General features: G+C 38.8%; 15 protein-coding genes. 7 read left to right on the top strand and 8 right to left on the bottom strand.

Annotation, left to right across the window (positions count from 1 at the left end; translation table 11 throughout):
- The first annotated feature begins 76 nt into the window (after positions 1-76).
- Together AAFN64_RS03035 and AAFN64_RS03030 are read left to right on the top strand one after the other, a co-directional pair.
- The gene (locus AAFN64_RS03035; RefSeq protein WP_347759242.1) at positions 77-1834 is read left to right on the top strand and encodes an aromatic amino acid hydroxylase; all 1758 of its coding nucleotides are present in this window, start codon (positions 77-79) and stop codon (positions 1832-1834) included.
- A 63-nt stretch (positions 1835-1897) separates the two neighbouring features.
- Entirely contained in the window at positions 1898-2206 is a 309-nt protein-coding gene (locus tag AAFN64_RS03030; protein ID WP_347759241.1) for a rhodanese-like domain-containing protein, read from the top strand.
- Between the two features lie 79 nt (positions 2207-2285).
- Here AAFN64_RS03030 and AAFN64_RS03025 read toward each other — a convergent pair whose 3' ends face one another.
- The 4 genes from AAFN64_RS03025 to alaS all read right to left on the bottom strand — a co-directional run bounded on the left by AAFN64_RS03025 (position 2286) and on the right by alaS (position 7714).
- Positions 2286-2888, bottom strand: coding sequence for a DUF4230 domain-containing protein (locus tag AAFN64_RS03025; RefSeq protein WP_347759894.1), 603 nt, complete (start codon positions 2886-2888; stop codon positions 2286-2288).
- Positions 2889-3207: 319 nt separating this feature from the next.
- Positions 3208-3996 (bottom strand): DUF3800 domain-containing protein, encoded by a 789-nt coding sequence (locus AAFN64_RS03020; RefSeq protein WP_347759240.1) that lies wholly within the window; start codon positions 3994-3996, stop codon positions 3208-3210.
- A 36-nt stretch (positions 3997-4032) separates the two neighbouring features.
- Positions 4033-4983, bottom strand: a complete 951-nt coding sequence (locus AAFN64_RS03015; protein WP_347759239.1) for a GSCFA domain-containing protein — start codon at positions 4981-4983, stop codon at positions 4033-4035.
- Positions 4984-5086: 103 nt separating this feature from the next.
- Positions 5087-7714, bottom strand: a complete 2628-nt coding sequence (alaS, locus tag AAFN64_RS03010; RefSeq protein WP_300486060.1) for an alanine--tRNA ligase — start codon at positions 7712-7714, stop codon at positions 5087-5089.
- 258 nt (positions 7715-7972) lie between these two features.
- Here alaS and AAFN64_RS03005 point away from each other — a divergent pair, with 258 nt between their 5' ends.
- The 5 genes from AAFN64_RS03005 (at position 7973) to AAFN64_RS02985 (ending at position 11207) form a co-directional block, all read left to right on the top strand.
- Entirely contained in the window at positions 7973-8950 is a 978-nt protein-coding gene (locus AAFN64_RS03005) for a M23 family metallopeptidase (RefSeq protein WP_347759238.1), read from the top strand.
- A complete protein-coding gene (locus AAFN64_RS03000; RefSeq protein ID WP_300487915.1) occupies positions 8950-9279 on the top strand; it encodes a MerR family transcriptional regulator in 330 nt (109 codons plus the stop codon). Before AAFN64_RS03005 ends, AAFN64_RS03000 begins: the two co-directional genes overlap by 1 nt.
- Before the next feature lie 83 nt (positions 9280-9362).
- Positions 9363-9950, top strand: coding sequence for a LemA family protein (locus tag AAFN64_RS02995; protein ID WP_347066203.1), 588 nt, complete (start codon positions 9363-9365; stop codon positions 9948-9950).
- Between the two features lie 6 nt (positions 9951-9956).
- On the top strand, positions 9957-10394 hold the full coding sequence (locus AAFN64_RS02990) for a TPM domain-containing protein (RefSeq protein WP_300487922.1): 438 nt from the start codon (positions 9957-9959) through the stop codon (positions 10392-10394).
- Positions 10395-11207 carry a TPM domain-containing protein gene (locus AAFN64_RS02985; protein WP_347759237.1) on the top strand — a complete coding sequence of 271 codons (813 nt, stop codon included), beginning with the start codon at positions 10395-10397 and terminating at the stop codon, positions 11205-11207.
- A 113-nt stretch (positions 11208-11320) separates the two neighbouring features.
- On the opposite strand, the gene AAFN64_RS02980 is transcribed toward AAFN64_RS02985, so the two are convergent.
- The 4 genes from AAFN64_RS02980 to AAFN64_RS02965 form a co-directional block, all read right to left on the bottom strand.
- Positions 11321-12370: a hypothetical protein gene (locus tag AAFN64_RS02980; RefSeq protein ID WP_347759236.1), complete on the bottom strand. Its 1050-nt coding sequence runs from the start codon at positions 12368-12370 to the stop codon at positions 11321-11323.
- 701 nt (positions 12371-13071) lie between these two features.
- Complete coding sequence (locus AAFN64_RS02975; RefSeq protein WP_347759235.1) at positions 13072-14529, bottom strand: P-loop NTPase fold protein; 1458 nt, start codon at positions 14527-14529, stop codon at positions 13072-13074.
- Between the two features lie 217 nt (positions 14530-14746).
- Complete coding sequence (locus tag AAFN64_RS02970) at positions 14747-15220, bottom strand: hypothetical protein (protein ID WP_300487934.1); 474 nt, start codon at positions 15218-15220, stop codon at positions 14747-14749.
- Between the two features lie 87 nt (positions 15221-15307).
- Positions 15308-18034 (bottom strand): outer membrane beta-barrel protein, encoded by a 2727-nt coding sequence (locus AAFN64_RS02965; RefSeq protein WP_347759234.1) that lies wholly within the window; start codon positions 18032-18034, stop codon positions 15308-15310.
- Between the last annotated feature and the right edge of the window lie 133 nt (positions 18035-18167).

Raw genomic sequence — 18167 nt, 5'->3', positions numbered from 1 at the left:
TTCCGGGATTGAAATTCCAATTGCTAACTCCCTAAAGATTTCGTAATTTTACACCAAACAGCAACAATTTTTAATCATGAATCCATCGTTTGAAACCAATCCCTTAATTGAGCGCTTACCCAAGCATCTGAAGCAATTTATCAAACCGCAGGATTATGACGAGTATACTCCGATTAATCAGGCCGTTTGGCGCTATGTGATGCGTAAAAATGTGGATTACCTCGGAAAAGTAGCCCACAGCTCGTATCTGGATGGTCTTCGCCAGACGGGAATTTCTATCGAAAGTATCCCGAATATGTATGGTATGAACCGTATCCTAAAAGAAATCGGTTGGGCTGCTGTTGCCGTAGACGGTTTTATCCCACCCAATGCTTTTATGGAATTTCAGGCGTATAACGTACTCGTTATTGCGTCCGATATCCGCCAGCTGGAACATATCGAATATACACCTGCTCCCGATATTATTCACGAAGGAGCCGGTCACGCCCCTATTATTGCCAATCCGGAATATGCCGAATACCTGCGTCGTTTTGGTGAAATCGGTTGTAAAGCCATTTCATCGGCACGGGATTACGAAATGTATGAAGCGATTCGTTTGCTTTCGATTCTGAAAGAAGCCGAAGGTACACCGCAAAACGAAATCGAAGCCGCCGAAAAGCGTGTCGACGAGTTACAAAACGATATGGGTGAATTGTCCGAAATGGCACAAATCCGAAACTTACACTGGTGGACCGTGGAATACGGTTTAATCGGAACCGTAGACAATCCGAAAATCTATGGTGCCGGACTTCTATCCTCTATTGGAGAAAGTGCCTGGTGTATGACCGATAATGTAAAGAAAATCCCATACGATATCAGTGCGGCCAATCAAAGTTTTGACATCACCAAACCGCAACCGCAATTGTATGTAACGCCTGATTTTGCACACCTCAACCTCGTACTGGAAGAGTTTGCCAATAAAATGGCATTGCGTACCGGCGGATTATCCGGAATTCAGAAATTAATTCATTCCAAAGCCTTAGGAACTATTGAATTGAGTACCGGTATTCAGGTTTCAGGTGTTTTCACCAATGTGATCGAACACGAAGGTAAACCGGTTTATATTCAGACAACCGGAAAAACAGCCTTATCCTACCGCGAAAAAGAACTGGTTGGCCATGGTACCGAATACCATGCCGAAGGTTTCGGAAGTCCGATCGGGAAATTAAAAGGAATCAATCTGGCTATCGAAGACATGAGTCCAAGGGATTTAAGTGCCTATGCCATATTCGAAGGACAGGTTGTTACGCTTGAATTTGAAGGAAATATCAAAGTTTCCGGAGAAATCATTACCGGTTCCCGAAATTTACAGGGCAAAATCATCACCATCAGCTTTAAAAACTGTACGGTGACACATAACGACACCGTATTATTCCAACCGGAATGGGGTATTTATGATATGGCTGTCGGAAAGAAAATCATTGCTGCTTTTTCAGGTCCGGCCGATGTTAAAAGCTTCGATTTGATTACACATGTGCCATCATCGCAAACCATTAAAGCGCAAAAAACACCGGAACGTTTAAAACTGGAAGCGTTATACCAAAATATCCGCGACATCCGCGAAGGAAAAACCACCGGAAACCCGGATGCCATTTTTGAAACCCTTCAAAACGAACATCCGAAAGACTGGTTATTGTCTGTTGAAATTGCCGAACTGGCTCATAAAAACAACAACCATGCTCTGGAAAATAAAGTTTTAGCCCATTTGGAACTGTTAAAAACGACGCGTCCGGAAGTTGCTCATTTGATTAGCAACGGACTCGAACTTATTTTCGAAAACGAAAGCGTAAATTAAATCCGTAACAATTGTTACAACCCTATACCTGAAAGTCCCGTACCTTTGATAAAAATTAAAGTTATGGGACTTTTAGATTTATTAGGATTGGGCAATAAAAATGAAATGATACAGGAATTTGTAGCCAAAGGCGCCATCATTCTTGATGTACGAACACCAGAAGAATTTGCCGGCGGACATATTCCAAATTCCCGGAACATCCCTTTACAACGGATCAGTTCTGAAATCGCTACCATCAAAAAATGGAACAAACCGGTGATCACCTGTTGTCGTTCCGGAATGCGAAGTGCACAAGCTGCAACAGTATTAAAGCAAAACAATATCGAAGTGATCAACGGTGGCGGCTGGAATAGCCTGGAAAGCAAACTGTAATGCTATTTTCTTTATCGAATTTATAAAAAAACAACCCTGCCAGAATCTGATAGGGTTGTTTTTTATCAGAACTATTCTTTTATAATTTCACTTGTTCTCCCAACTGTTGTTCATTTTCCAACACCTGGTTTTCATATTGTAATTTCCACCCTAAAGAATTCGTCAGGATTAAAATTTTAGACAATTCGCTAATCAATCGGTTCTTGGCATTCGATTTTAAGGTCGATGTTTCCATCTTACGCGCCAGATCTTCTTTTACTTTTTTACTGATTTTATTGTAATCGTCTCCGGTAAACGGATTCATCCGGCTTTGATCCACATCATAGAACTGAATATCCGGGCTAATCTTGATTTCTTCCTTCGGAATACTGACTATCGTAATGGTTTTGTTCTTTTCGTCAATATCATATTTCACCTGACGTAAATCATAAGCCACCGTTACATCAGCATTGATCACAATCAAAGCTTTTTTTTCGAACGTCAACAGGTTCATCAGGTATTTTTGTTGGTCTTTATAGGTCATTACTTGGGCATAATGCCCTTCTGTCACAACCAGTTTTCCAACGTTTTTAATCTGCTGCTGAATCAAATTGGTATTGTATTCGGTCGAAGTGGTATTCTTTTCAGAGGTTACCCATTTATAGATTACAAATCCGATGATTATAAAAATCAGCAAATACATCATTTTCCCGGAACGCGCCAACGCCTGAACTACGGGCACTAACATGTTTTTGATCTGTGTTTCTTCTGAAGTTTTTCGTGGCATAGTAAAACGCAATAATAATATATAATCTATAGGACATTGCAAAAAGCAAACATCCTTTTTCTAAAATAAATCGTTTTATTAGAGCTTTAAAAGTTAAAAAAGGAGTCAATCTATTTGACTTTAAAGGTAATCAAAAATTGGTTTCCTAGATCTATTTCACTACATTTGTATATGGATTGGGGTGTCTCCCGGTCGGTAAAGTGACCTGTCATATTGTAATGATAGGTCCTTTATTTTATGGGAATATCTTAAGCCCGTGCAATTTACCGTCTTTCTGATATATTTTAGGTTTTATTAGTTCAAAGGCTGGATTTTTACTTTCCGGACTTATAATTTTTCTTGCAATCGGGTAAGCCAGTAAATCCGCAATCTGAAGTCCACTTATATTTTCTTTTTTAGAAAAGAAATGAGGTTCTGCTCCAATGTTTCTGAATCTATTACCCCTAACATAATAGGTTCCATTATTTCTTATTGCCGCTATATGAGTCGCTAATTTCCGATCTTCTTTCTGTCCTCTCTTTTCAATACCGATTTCTAAGGCAACCTTATCTTCTTTTTTTCCTTCCAAACAAAATAAGGCTCTTTCCATTACAAAAGAAAGTGCCACTTCATATACATCGTCTTTTAACTTTCCATGGCATTGTATAAACTTTTCTTTTTTGATAGCCGATGCTATTACAGTATAATCCAATTCTGTCATAATCGTATTCAGATCAGAATAAAAGCGTTCTTTGATACCTAAATCAAATAATAATGCAAATTCATTATAGCATTTCCTGATATCTCTGGAATGTAGAATAACATTATCGCTATTCCAATATTTCAGCTTTAGCGACATCAGTTTTACTTTCAACTTACGATATTCCCTATTTGAAATAAGCACACCACACAAAACAAATACCGGAAAACCCGGATCTATTTTGTTTAGCCCATGATCACCACTTTCATCCAAGAGCAATTTATAACGCATATACTTTCCCTTTGTTATAACACAAAACACATAGAGGCCTCCAATTGGAAGCATCTTAATTTGTTATTTTAAGGGGGAAATTCCGAATAACTATCCGAAAGAAATATTAGGATATTCTGTTACTAATTTAGTAATCTTTATTTTTAAATTTTCCAGAAAACGGAGATGCTGTTCCGAATCGGGATTAAACGAACGATGCGCCAGTCCTTTTTGAATACTATCGACTTCCTTCATAACCGGCCAGGTCGTTTCTGCGATCCAGGTTTCCGTAAAACGTTCCCAGATATAGTCGATCGCAATTCCATTCGGGTGTAGCATGTCTTCGGCATAAAAACGATAATCCCGCAATTCGTCCATCATGATTTCATAACTTGGAAAATAAACTGTATTTGGCGTTTCCGAAATCACCTGATGAACAGCCGTGATCAGATTGGCTTTACTCCATTGATTTTCCACAAAACCGTCTTTACTATGGCGTACCGGCGAAACGGTAAAAACAAACTGCGCTTTTGGATTTAATTGAGAAATCCCCGCAATTATCTTTTCCAGACTTTCCTGAATAACAGCAACCGACAATAATTCTTTTTTAAACTGCTTTTGCGGGACTTTATGACAATTGGCTACTATTTTATCGTCTTCCGTTTTTCGATACACCCAGGCCGTTCCTAAGGTAATCAAAACGTGTGTCGCAATGGCAAGTCGGTTTCGGGTTTCGGATGCTGCCTTAGTAAGGTTTTGTAACAATTGTTCCGAATCGGTCGCATTCAGATCCGAATGGACATCATAAGAATGCCATTGTTCGTTATAAAAAAAGATATCCTCCTGGATAAATTGTTTTTCCTGTAGGGCAAAATCAATCGCTTTTTCGATCGCCAGCGGATGAAATAGTATTCCAAACGGATTACAATAATTCCGAAACCGGAAATAATCCAGTTTTTCACTCATATTGACCGCAAAACACGAACCCAAAGACACCACCTGCGACCTATAATCGATCGGATTATTGCTCTTTGAAATGGGTATTTGTGTTCTGAATTTCATGATTGCATTTGTTTCTACAAACTTAAGGATTATTACGTCATTTTACTGCAAACAAAAAACCCGAAGCATGCTTCGGGTCTTTTTATCTTTAGTGATCTTAAATCTATTTTACGAAATCAACGGCTTTTTCCAAAGCTTCTTTGATTCCGCCCGGATTCTTACCTCCTGCTGTTGCGAAGAAGGGTTGTCCGCCACCGCCACCCTGGATGTATTTTCCAAGTTCGCGTACTACTTGTCCGGCGTTAAGCCCTTTTTCGGCTACCAGTTCTTTCGAAATATAACAGGTTAACATTGGTTTCCCTTCGTCTGCTGTCGCCAGTAACAGGAATAAATTGGTTCCCAGATTTCCTAATTCGTAAGCCAGGTCTTTCGCTCCGTTTGGATCTAAATCCACCTGTTTTGCTAAGAATCGAACGCCATTGATTTCCTGAAGTTCTCCGGTTAATTCTCCTTTTAGGTTTTTCGCTTTTTCTTTTAATAATGCTTCCAACTGTTTTTTCAGTTTCGCATTTTCATCCTGTAACGAAACAACCGCTTTAATGGCATCCTGTGGGTTTTTCAGGGTTTCTTTGATCTCTTTTAACGTGTTTTCCTGCGAGGCAAAGAAGTCTTTTACCGCTTCGTTGGTAATCGCTTCCACACGACGGATTCCGGCCGCAACACCACCTTCACTTGTGATTTTAAAGTACCAGATATCGGCTGTATTCGGCACGTGGATTCCGCCACAAAGCTCCATACTATCGCCAAATTTAATTGCACGTACATTATCCCCGTATTTTTCACCAAATAAAGCCATCGCGCCTTCTTCAATCGCCTGCGCAAACGGAATGCTTCTTCTTTCGATTAAGGGCAATTGTTCGCGGATTCGTGCATTTACGAAATCTTCAACCTGTTTTAACTCTTCATCGGTCACTTTTGCAAAATGCGAAAAGTCAAAACGAAGGTAATTTGGAGCAACCAACGATCCTTTTTGCTCCACATGCGTTCCTAAAATCGAACGTAAAGCCTGATGTAACAAGTGTGTCGCCGAGTGACTGTTGGCTGACTGATTGCGTAATTCTTTATTTACTTTTGCGTCAAATGTTCCGTTTATATTTTCCGGTAATTGTTTCGCAAAATGTAAAATAAGGTTGCTTTCTTTTTTGGTGTCGATAATTTCGATGGTTTCGTTAGCCGATACCAAAACACCTTTATCACCAACCTGTCCACCACCTTCCGGGTAGAAAGGCGTGTTATCCAGGACAATCTGATATAATTTTCCGTCTTTTTTACTATCTACTTTTCTAAAACGGGTGATTTTCACCTCGTTTTCCGTCTGATCATAACCTACAAAGGTTTCAACATTTCCATCTACCAAAATTGTCCAGTCATCTGTCGAAACTTCGGAAGCATCACGGGAACGGTCTTTTTGTATTTTCATTGCCGCTTCAAAACCGGCCTCATCATAATTATAACCTCTCTCTCGTAATATCAGTTCGGTTAAATCTTTTGGAAAACCAAATGTATCGTATAATTCGAATACTTTTTCTCCGGAAACGATAATACCATCGGTTTCGGCAATTACGTTTTCCAACAAATGCAATCCTTGTTCTAACTTTTTAAGGAAAGACGCCTCTTCTTCTTTGATCACGTTCATCACCAGTGATTTCTGAGCCGTGATTTCCGGGAAGAAAGCCCCCATTTGATCGCTTAATACCTGTACCAGTTCGTAAATGAATGGTTCTTTTTTATTTAAGAAGGTAAACGCATAACGGATCGCACGACGTAAAATACGACGGATCACATAACCTGCTCCGGTATTGGACGGTAACTGTCCGTCGGCAATAGCAAAGGCTACGGCACGTACGTGATCCACGATAACTCGAATCGCAATGTTTATTTTTTCTTCGTCTTCGTCTTTTGCTTTAATCGTGTATTTTGCACCGGTTAGCTTTTCTACTTTTTCAATCAGCGGTGAAAACACATCGGTATCATAATTCGACTTTACGTTTTGTAATACCATACACAAACGCTCAAATCCCATTCCGGTATCGACGTGTTGTGCCGGTAATTTTTCCAGTGATCCATCGGCTTTACGGTTAAACTCCATAAATACGTTGTTCCAGATTTCCACTACCTGCGGATGATCAGCGTTTACCAAATCTTTCCCGGGTACTTTTGCTTTTTCTTCCGCCGAACGAATGTCTACGTGAATTTCGCTACACGGTCCACATGGTCCCTGATCGCCCATTTCCCAGAAGTTATCCTTTTTGTTTCCTAACAGGATTCGGTCTTCCGAAATAAGGGTTTTCCAGATATCGTAGGCTTCCTGATCAAAAGGAACATTTTCCTCTTTACTCCCTTCGAAAACCGTTACATATAAAATATCTTTATCGATCTTATACACCTCGGTTAATAATTCCCAGGCCCAGTTGATCGCTTCTTTTTTAAAATAATCGCCGAAACTCCAGTTTCCTAACATTTCGAACATCGTGTGGTGGTAGGTATCAATTCCTACTTCCTCCAGGTCGTTGTGCTTCCCGGATACGCGAAGACATTTCTGAGTATCGGCTATACGGGCGCTTTTCGGTGTTCCATTCCCCAGGAAAAACTCTTTAAACTGAGCCATTCCGGAATTGTTGAACATCAAAGTAGGATCGTCTTTTAAAACGATCGGAGCCGAAGGCACAATCAGGTGGCCTTTGCTTTGAAAAAAGTCGAGAAACTGTTTTCTGACGTCTTGTGATTTCATATACTGCATTATTTGACGCGAATTGACTTCGCCCGTATTGTATTAAATTCTTCTTAAAATTAAATAAAGGTTCCGACCTATACTTCCTGTTATCATCAACTTACACTTAACATATCGTTACGTAACTCACAAGAAACAAGCTAAATGTTGATTCGGGGAAAGTATTTTACAGAAACATTTATTAAATTTGTTCGTCTAACCTTACAAAAGGTTGCCGTTTAACTTTTTATAAGGTACAAAAATAGTATATTTTAGAAAATGTCGAAGGTAAAATATTATTACGATTCTGAAAAATTAGCCTATCAAAAAATCAAACCCAAAAAAGGGCGTCGTGTGGGATATATCAGTTTGTTCTTAGTCGCATCGGCTTTATTCGGTTTTTTGTGTTTTGTCGTACTGATTAACACCCCGTTTTTCGAAACACCCAAAGATAAATTACAAGCCCGTGAAATTGAGAATTTAAAAATCAATTATGCGCTTCTAAACCGAAAGATGGATCAGTTGGACGATGTGTTAAGCGATCTGGAAGAGCGTGACAACAACCTTTACCGGGTCTATTTTAACAGCTCTCCGATTCCCGATGAACAACGTCGCGCCGGTTTTGGCGGAATCAACCGTTATAAAGCGTTGGAAGGCTATAACAATTCGGATCTGGTTATGAATACAACCCGCCGTGTGGATGTGATCACCAAACAATTGGTTATTCAATCGCGTTCGCTCGACGAAATATTAAAACTGGCCAAAGACAAAGAAAAGCTTCTTTCGGCTATTCCGGCTATCCAACCGGTAAAAAATGAAGATTTAAAACATATGGCGTCCGGTTTCGGATACCGGAGTGATCCGTTTACCAAAGTGCGGAAGTTCCATGCCGGAATGGATTTTTCGGCCAAAACCGGAACTCCGATTTTTGCTACCGGCGACGGAGTGGTGCGCAGAGCCGATAATTCGCTTTCCGGATACGGGAATCATATCGAAATTACGCATGGCTATGGTTATGAAACCTTATATGCCCATTTGAGCAAATACAATGTTCGACCGGGTCAACGCGTTAAAAGAGGTGACATCATCGGATATGTGGGCAGTACCGGACGTTCGGAAGCGCCTCACCTGCATTATGAAGTTCATAAAAACGGAGCGGTGGTGAATCCGCTGAATTTCTATTACGGTTCGATTTCGGCCAAAGAATATGTTTTAATTTCACAATTAGCTAACCAAGAAAACCAATCCCTCGACTAATGCATTTAGACTTACCAGAAAAGAGATATTACAGTATTGGCGAACTCGCCAAGGCATTCAACGTAAATGCTTCCCTGATCCGTTTTTGGGATAAGGAATTCGATATTCTGAAACCGAAAAAAAATGCAAAGGGAAACCGGATGTTTACTCCGGAAGATGTAAAAAACCTGCAATTGATTTACCATCTGGTAAAAGAACGCGGATTCACACTCGAAGGTGCTAAAATTCATTTAAAAGAAGCTCAGAAAAAAACGCTGGATAAATTCGAAATCATTCGTAAATTAGAAGCTATCAAAATTCAATTATTGAATATTAAAAACGAATTATAACAATTCTTTAAGAAAACCTACCTGTAACGGACCAGGTTAACATACGACTAATAGCACAAAAACAATCTAAAAAAAAAGTAATTATGAAAAAATGGTTAGTTCCCGGAATTATTGTATTCCTGATTATTGTAGTCTATTTTTGGGCTAAAGGCATCAACAATACAGCTGTTCAAATGGACCAGGCTTCACAGGAAGCATGGGGTAACGTACAAACCTCTTATCAGCGACGAAATGACCTTATCGGCAATTTGGTTAACACGGTTAAAGGCGCGGCCGATTTCGAAAAAAGTACCTTGGAAGCAGTAGTAAAAGCCCGTTCGGAAGCAACTAAAACGACAATCGATCCTTCGAATATCACACCGGAACAATTGGCTGAGTTCAACAAAGCACAAAGTGGTGTTTCTTCGGCTTTATCGCGTTTATTGGTTACTGTGGAACAATATCCGGATTTAAAAGCAAACCAAAACTTCTTAAAACTTCAGGACGAGCTGGCTAGTACTGAGAACCAGATTTTAACGGCCAGAACACGTTTTAACGAATCGGTTAAAGGTTATAACAGTCATATCAAAATGTTTCCGAACAGTATTTTTGCCGGAATGTTTGGATTTAAAGAAAAAGCGTATTTCAATGCTGTAGAAGGTGCTGAAAAACCGGTTGAAGTAAAATTCTAAAAAACGATGTCGGCTACTGAAAATTTCCTGACTCCGGAAGAAGAACGTGCAATCGTCAACGCGATTCAGATTGCCGAACAAAATACTTCCGGGGAAATCAGAGTCCATCTGGAAGATCATAGCGAAAAACCTCCGGTCGAAAGAGCGCAGGAGGTTTTTTACTCCCTTGGTATGGACAAAACCAAAGCCCGAAACGGCGTTTTGTTTTACATAGGGGTTTCCGATCATACTTTTGCCATTATCGGCGACGAAGGCATTCATAAGGTCGTGGAAGACGATTTTTGGGACTGTACCAAAGACATCGTGATTGAACACTTCAAAAACAGACGTTATAAAGACGGTTTGGTGGATGGTATCATCAAAGCCGGTGAACGTCTGAAACAGTATTTTCCTTTTGAAAGTGACGATACCAACGAATTATCGAACGAAATATCCAAAGGATAAATGACACATTGTATTGCTAAATTTATTAAAAGCCTGTTGTTGCCGGTATTCTTTTTACTGCTGCAACCGGTTTCGGCACAGTTTACCATTCCGGAAAAACCAAAATTTCAAACGAGCGTTTACGATTATGCCAATATGTTGCGCCCGCAGGAAAAACAAAGCCTGGAAGAAAAACTGATTCGTTATTCCGATTCGACCTCAACGCAGATTGTAGTCGCTACTATCGAGTCGTTAAAAGGCGAGGATATCGGAATATTAACCCCGAAATGGGCACATCAATGGGGTATCGGACAGGCAAAAGAGGATAATGGTATTTTTATACTGCTGGCCAAAAACGAGCGTCGTATCTGGATTTCTCCGGGTTATGGTGTGGAAGATCGGCTAACGGCTGGTATTGCAGGCGAAATCACGCGGGAAGTAATTATTCCGGAATTTAAAGCCGGTAGTTACTATAACGGTCTTGACAAAGGTACCGATGTGATAGTAGACGTACTAAAAGGGAAATACAAAGGCACCCGTAAAGGCGACAAATCCGACGACGGTGTAGCCGGAATCTTTATTTTTATCATTATTGTCATCATCCTGATTATCGTATTAGCGCGAGGACGTAAGTCCGGTGGCGGTGGTAATGGTGGAATTGGCGGTGGCGGCGGACCGGATTTACTGGACATGATCATCCTGAGCAGCCTTGGCCGCGGTGGCGGTGGCGGTTTTGGAGGAGGAAGTTCCGGTGGCGGTTTTGGCGGCGGTGGATTCGGTGGCGGCTTTGGCGGCGGCGGATTTAGCGGTGGCGGAGCCGGAGGAAGTTGGTAACATACTGAGACAATTATATAAAAAAAGCCGGACTCGTTCCGGCTTTTGTTTTAATAGGCTTTCCCTGAATAATAATGTTCTGCATTTCTATTTTCAGAATGGAAAGACATTTTTTAGTCCAGTATTTTAGAATAAATATAAAAATCGATTGCCTTTTCGACCTTAATGTTTCCTTTTTCCATCAGTTTTTTCCCTTTTAATAAAATAGACGCCGAAGCACCTCGCCTAAAAGGCCGTCTGTGCATCAGTAATCCTGCAGATCCTTCTAACTTCACCGGAATCTGATAATTAAGATATTGTGTTTTTATTTCTTCTACTATAAGAATTTGTTTTTTCTTTCTTGCCGGTATTTTAGTTGTATATTCTTCTTTTATTTCTCTTTTTTCGTCTTTAGTCCCTCCTTTTTTCGTTGCCATACCTACAGAAACTTCTATAGAAGTTTCTCCTAACGACATCCCCACTTTTAGTCCTAATTTAAGTCCGATTGATCTTTCCACGTCCCATTTTGTAGATGTTCCCTGAGTAATAGTGTACGTTTTTTTAAACAAATCTTCCTCATCAGAATCATTATCAATGATGGTTCTGGTTGTTCTATATTCTGAATTTTCATCACCCACAGGGGTAATCTTTGGCATTCCTAACGTTATATAAACACAAAATTTCCCACCCAAATCTTTACAGGGTTCGAAAATTTTGCAAGGACCTCCATCAACAGCTATAGGCGTTTCAAGAATAGCACAGGTTTGATAATCATTAATCGCAACTCCATTCGGTTTTTCCCTATTGTATCTTTTAAGTTTAAAGACTTCCAATACTTGTTCTTCGGTATCATACCCCAATTGTTTGATGTGATCCGGTGTCATTTTCTCTCTAAGAACTACTCTACTCTTACTCTTACTCTCAGGCACATTCAGACGATGTTCTGCAATAATGGGAGCCGTATATACAAATTCTAATTTCATTCCTTCCAAAAGCCTGTCCAGTTCTTCTTGATTTACTGTCTCAGTAACTGATTCCTCTTCACTTAACCTGCCTGAAGCCGATTTTAACTGATCCTGCGGATATTCCTTGTAATTCTCCATCTCATTACTACAGGAAAGACACCATAGTGTTGTACTCAAAACAACAACTCCAATTTTAATTTTTTGTACTATTGTTTTCATATTAAACGTTTAAAAATTCCATATTTATATTTAGAAAAAAGCAGATAAAACACTGATAAAAGCACTTTATGCTTATTCTTAATTTACAGAATCCTCAGACAGAAAATCCAAATACATCTATACTTGAGTCCGTTTTGTATGGCTTTGACCCCTCAATAGTTTACAAACATTTAAAATCAAAAAAAATCAATCCCGACATCATTATCATCAACAATTTGATCATAAAAACAACATATCGAATAGTATTCAAAATATTGTGTGCTGATTCTAATGCCTAGAAGTAATATCTCTTTAATAAGTATGATTTTTTAAGGTCATTCCCCGTTACTATTCATTTTGTTTACAGAAAAACTGTTTTATTTTAATTGAAAAATTCCTCCATGCTATGCAGGTAGTATTAGAAACAACCGTAACACTGTGAGAAGTGTAGGACAGATAAGGTATGGGGTTATTTCTCAAATTCTCAAAATATAGATTCCAAGAGAAAACAAAAATCATCAAGAGATGTCGTCATACGACAAAAAACTATGATTGCCACCTTGCAAAAAGCAAATGACAATTTATCTAAGGCATTGGAACAGGAGAGGGAGTATAAAAACCAAGCCTATTTTTTATACTGGAAAAAGAGTATTCAAAAGAGAATGAGTTTTATTAAACCTGACAGGTCTTCGAGACCTGTCAGGTTTAACACTTAAGATAACTCACAATAAATTTTTAATTAATCGTTTTATATCTTGCAAAGAGGCATTACCAGATCTATCAAGCCATATACCAGGATTTAACGGATTTATATATTTATAAAATAAATAATCAACATTATTACCATCTGCAATGATGTGGCTCCATGAATCCATTGCCAACGCATCTCCATTAACCCCATCAATATTTGACGGAAAAAGACAAATATTAAATCGCTCAATATCCGCAGATACCCGAATAATAATACTATCTAACTTATCTTTACTATAATTATCTTTAGCCGCAGCTTTAATATCTTCTGATACACTTGATCTGTTATCTACACTGTTTAAAGTAACTTTTTTAATTTTTTCAAAGTTTAAAAAGTTGTCAAATTCTGTTGGATAAAATTCATGTAGAATTATCAAATACAATACTAATAATGTTTCAAAATGGCTTGCTACGACTCCATCTTTCATATCAATATTCGGGGTTAAATAATCTTCACTTTTCTTAATCCTTATAAACTCCCTTAATATCTGATACTTATTCAGCACCTTTTTTATTCTTCTTGGATTCTTAAATTCCAGAGCATCAAAGAAAGTATGAACCATATTGTTAATTTCATACGCAAGTATATCTAGTCTGTATGTTGTTTCATCAAAATAATGATTGATCAACTTCTGGACATCGTTATGTTTTGGCATCGTAAACGAAATATCAAATATCTTTTCCAGATATTCGTTCGATTTCACTACATCTCCATATTTGGTTTTTACCGCGGCTTCCACAGCCTGTTTATCGATACCACAGAAGAACAGTGTTTTTTCGCCATAGGTAAAAAACAATTTAATAGCCGACATCAGATTTAAAACCTGCTCCGGTTCGCAACGATCCAGATCGTCAATAAAAACAATGTTATACTTTGGCTTTTGTTCTCCTGTTATATAATCTTCCAATCGTCGAAACTCTGTCTTAAATCCGTCGAGAGCCTGAAAAAATGTTATCGGATCTTTCTGATTTAATTCCTCTGCTAATGCAGACGGATTTATTTCTATTGACGGTCCATTTACAAATAAAGGAATATTCACTTTTACCGACTTCGCCAATCCTCTTAAAATTCGTCCGCCATATTTTACCAGTCCATCATAAAATTTTTCAGATGTACTATTTGACTTATACGTGATAAATTCCAATAAAGACATGGCTAGGTTCTCATCTTTTTCGAATTCCCAGGCTTCAAAAAAGAAGGTATTAAATTCTCCCCGAAGTTCTTTTTCAAGGTATTTCATCAAACTACTTTTCCCACTTCCCCAATCGCCATATAACGCATACATTTTAATATCTTTCAAATTCCCCTGACTTCCAATTAAAAAATCTTTGATCAATGTTCCTTTGTCCAGAATATTTAAAAAATCGGTTTCCGAAGTCAATTTTTCAATTGGCAAATTGGAAAGTAATGGTGTCGTATTTTTTGTCATAATGATCGCTATTAAACAAGTTTATGATCAATATTAATAGATTTCAAAAACACTTCCATACTGTTTTGTATAAAAATGCTCCTATCACCTTAAAAACAAGTATTTATACCGATTTTATTATCCCAAAATACGTACAAAAAAAGCGACCTAAAGTCGCTTTCTATATCTATAACAAACTTGACAGGTCTTCGAGACCTGTCAGGTTTTAAACGGTAGTCTAATCACATTCATCGCCCCAACATTCCCGACAGGGTTGGTCGACTTTGGGATAATGGTTTTGTTTTTCGGTGGTTACAAATATATTATCGGAGGTAAATCCGGTTGGAAATGTCGTAATCCAACGTCCCAGGTGTTTCTCCTTTTCGGCCGGAAGGAATTTAAAACTCTGTACATCTTTTCCGTCTTTCCATTTTGTTACCGCTACTATCGTATCGCCCGACTGGTAGGTATTTAAAACCTGATATTCCTGATCTTCCTGCTGACCGTGAAGGAAGATTTCCGAATTTTCACCGGTATGCGTAATCGTTAACAATAAATTCCCGGAATCACAGGTATTATAGACAACCAGACCTTTTGCTGTTTTTGTGAGCCGCACCCATTCCCGCGGCAACATCCTGAGATCGTAGTTCTTTCGTTCGGGCTCACATCCAAATAAGGCGGAGAGCACAATTCCGGCATAAAAATATTTCATCTTTCTTTTTCAATTTTTTAGCAAATATACTTCGGGACTGACCAAAAAAAGAAGCTGTTTTCACAGCTTCTCATTTTTTTTATCTTTTTAAAAGGCTCCCGGTCTTCCACGGCTGCCTTTTTTCTCTTTTCCGGCAAATTTTTCAATCTTATATGTCAGCGAAAACATCGCATAACGTTTTAATACCGTATTCTCCTCGTCCCGGATACTGGTAGCTCCAATCGTTCGGATGGCACTTTGGTTTTGATTCAGTAAATCGTACACTTTAACCTTAAACAACATTCTGTCATTAAAGAAATTATAGCCCACACTGGTATTCCACAGGTAAAAATCCTTTTTAAAACCGTCGGAAATAGCCGAGTTATACGTATATCCAAAATCATTCCCGATTACCAGTCCTTTAGGCCAGTAACTTGTGGTTTGCAGATTGAACTGATGCGTATAGTTGGACGCCGAGTTAACACTGTAATTGGTATAATTGGTCACGTTATACGAATACGTGTACGATGGTGTCACCGTTAGTAATTCACCATAATCCCAATTCAAATTAAATCGGGTGCGAAAACGGTAGTTCAACGCATCAAACAGTTCGCCGTTGGTATATCCTTTATCTTTTGTAAGGCTTAGATTCGGCGAAATACCAATTCGGAATTTATGCATATCAACGATAAAGCTTTTACTCCAGTTTCCGCCTCCCGTTACGTTAAATCCTCCGGATATATTCTGATAGGTCGTAAAACGTTTCGCACTTTCATCATAAATGGTTGATGATATAATCTGGCTGTCGTAATACTGACCTGTAACCGAAAAGCTATAACCCGATCGGGTAGCATAATTATAGTTTCGAAGATAAATTCCGGCTGAATGGCTTTTGGTTGGATCTAAATCCGGATTTCCAATATAACTTACCAAAGCATTTGACGGGTCATCTACCGGTAACATCTGAACGGCCGACGGGAATGAAACCCGATAGGAATAATTCATCGAAAACGATTTGGCTTTCGACAGTTTGTAGCTCATATATAGCGAAGCCGATGGCAGTATATAATCCCGTATCAATTTGGTATTTCGATACAGGTAATACGATTCGTTATCCAAACGGGTAATATTGGTTCCGAAATAACTACTCAGGAAGAATTTATTTTTTTCGATATTGATTCCCGCTTTTGGGTTTATCGTAGTTGTTGTGGATCGAAGGAAATTGGAAAGCGTATCGTTTTGCATCGTGTAATCTCCTGTAGTCTCATCAAAGTTATAGGCTGTTTTATTATCCAATGCTTTATTCCAGCTATAATCCACTGCTAGCTTTAAACGTACGGAATCCATAACCGGTTCCAGATATTCCAGATCAATCTCCACACGGTCGTTAAAGTTCCGGTTATACCGAATCTGATCCCGGTTATCGGTTCGAAGCAAAGCGCCGTTGTCGTCATAGAAACGGGTTTTGGACTGATTAAGGTTACTACCGATATCTTTGGAATTGGAATTATCGAGATCAATCCCAAGACTTCTTCCTTTTTTTGCAAACTGTTTATTAAAACTAATGGAATTCGAAAAACTCTGACTGTCGCTTTCGTTATACAAGTTACTGTCACTATCGTTCAAAACACGGTTGTTTTCGTTCATCGTCGCCTCTTCCGACTGGCTTTTATATTTGGAGTTGCCTTTGGAAAATCGTGGCGAAACATATACAGTTGCCGTCGAATCGATTTTATATTCAATAATAAGACTTCCATTATGCATATACTTATCTTCACGCGTGTTTCCGGCTGATTCGGTTATAATCGTCCGATCCGGAAGAAAGTTCTGATACCGGCTTTTATTGTCGTTCTTTGACGTGGCATCGGTATAAAAATAATTACCGCTTACGTCAAATCCTTTAAAAAACTGATCGGCATAATTTAACCCGGCCATATTGGATTGGGTAATTCCCTTTCCACCGCCAAAATTCATCCCGTTAACCCCAAAACTACCATCTCCGCCAATATTCACCGACGCATTACGTCCTCCGCTCATATTGTCGAAAACTTCATTCATTGAAAATCCGGCCGAATTGATATTATTTGATGATCCTAAAAAGCTGATTTTACGGTTTCCTTTAAAATAATTGACCAACGCACTGCTTTCGTAGCGGCTGTCGGTTCCATATCCTCCGGTAAATCGCCCAAAAAATCCTTTGTTTTTATCTTCATCTATCGTCAGGTTAATTGTAGCATTATTCGAACTGGCTTTTTGTCCGGAGAGCTCTTCTTTTTTCGTTTTGGTTTCGGTTACCTGTATTTTATTGATGATTTCGGATGGCAAACTCTGTAAGGCAATCTTCCCGTCTTTATCGAAAAACGGTTTGCCGTTTACCAATATCTGGTTAACTTCCTTTCCATTGACCGTCACTTTACCGTTATCAACTTCAACACCCGGCAATTGTTTTAATAAGGTTTCGACATTGGAATCCGGACGCACTTTAAACGAGGCTGCATTAAACTCTAAGGTATCTTTTTTAATCCGGATTGGCGGTGCTTCGGTTTTTACAATCACTTCACCCAGTGTTTTAGGAGATTCGACAAGAGCGATCGTTCCAAAATCATGGGATGCGTTTATCCCGTCCATTTCCTGTTTATAATCCTGATATCCGATCATCGATATCTTTAGAAAAACCGGTTGGCTATTTTTTTTAACGCTGAATTCAAAATTCCCCGCTTTGTTGGTAATCGTGTAGTCAATAAGTGTCGAATCTTTTACAACCGAAAGATAAACGGTAACCGATTCGGCTGGTAATCCTGAGTTTTTGTCTATTACCTTCCCTTTTAGCACCATATTATTTTGAGCAAAGGACAGGCAACTTATCAACAAAAACGCAAAAAGTAAGGTGATTTTTTGCATTAGTATAAAAAAAATTGCGGTTAATATGTAAACATAACAACCGCAAAAGAAATGATTTCACGTATAA

Source organism: Flavobacterium sp. CAU 1735 (assembly GCF_039888695.1).
Taxonomy (GTDB): Bacteria; Bacteroidota; Bacteroidia; order Flavobacteriales; family Flavobacteriaceae; genus Flavobacterium.
Note: the sequence above shows the minus strand (reverse complement) of the source record. Positions and strands in the feature narration are given on the sequence as shown.

Coding starts and splice junctions, on each gene's coding strand:
- AAFN64_RS03035 (WP_347759242.1), top strand. CDS start 77: ATGAATCCATCGTTTGAAACCAATCCCTTAATTGAGCGCTTACCCAAG.
- AAFN64_RS03030 (WP_347759241.1), top strand. CDS start 1,898: ATGGGACTTTTAGATTTATTAGGATTGGGCAATAAAAATGAAATGATA.
- AAFN64_RS03025 (WP_347759894.1), bottom strand. CDS start 2,888: ATGTATTTGCTGATTTTTATAATCATCGGATTTGTAATCTATAAATGG.
- AAFN64_RS03020 (WP_347759240.1), bottom strand. CDS start 3,996: ATGCTTCCAATTGGAGGCCTCTATGTGTTTTGTGTTATAACAAAGGGA.
- AAFN64_RS03015 (WP_347759239.1), bottom strand. CDS start 4,983: ATGAAATTCAGAACACAAATACCCATTTCAAAGAGCAATAATCCGATC.
- alaS (WP_300486060.1), bottom strand. CDS start 7,714: ATGAAATCACAAGACGTCAGAAAACAGTTTCTCGACTTTTTTCAAAGC.
- AAFN64_RS03005 (WP_347759238.1), top strand. CDS start 7,973: ATGTCGAAGGTAAAATATTATTACGATTCTGAAAAATTAGCCTATCAA.
- AAFN64_RS03000 (WP_300487915.1), top strand. CDS start 8,950: ATGCATTTAGACTTACCAGAAAAGAGATATTACAGTATTGGCGAACTC.
- AAFN64_RS02995 (WP_347066203.1), top strand. CDS start 9,363: ATGAAAAAATGGTTAGTTCCCGGAATTATTGTATTCCTGATTATTGTA.
- AAFN64_RS02990 (WP_300487922.1), top strand. CDS start 9,957: ATGTCGGCTACTGAAAATTTCCTGACTCCGGAAGAAGAACGTGCAATC.
- AAFN64_RS02985 (WP_347759237.1), top strand. CDS start 10,395: ATGACACATTGTATTGCTAAATTTATTAAAAGCCTGTTGTTGCCGGTA.
- AAFN64_RS02980 (WP_347759236.1), bottom strand. CDS start 12,370: ATGAAAACAATAGTACAAAAAATTAAAATTGGAGTTGTTGTTTTGAGT.
- AAFN64_RS02975 (WP_347759235.1), bottom strand. CDS start 14,529: ATGACAAAAAATACGACACCATTACTTTCCAATTTGCCAATTGAAAAA.
- AAFN64_RS02970 (WP_300487934.1), bottom strand. CDS start 15,220: ATGAAATATTTTTATGCCGGAATTGTGCTCTCCGCCTTATTTGGATGT.
- AAFN64_RS02965 (WP_347759234.1), bottom strand. CDS start 18,034: ATGGTGCTAAAAGGGAAGGTAATAGACAAAAACTCAGGATTACCAGCC.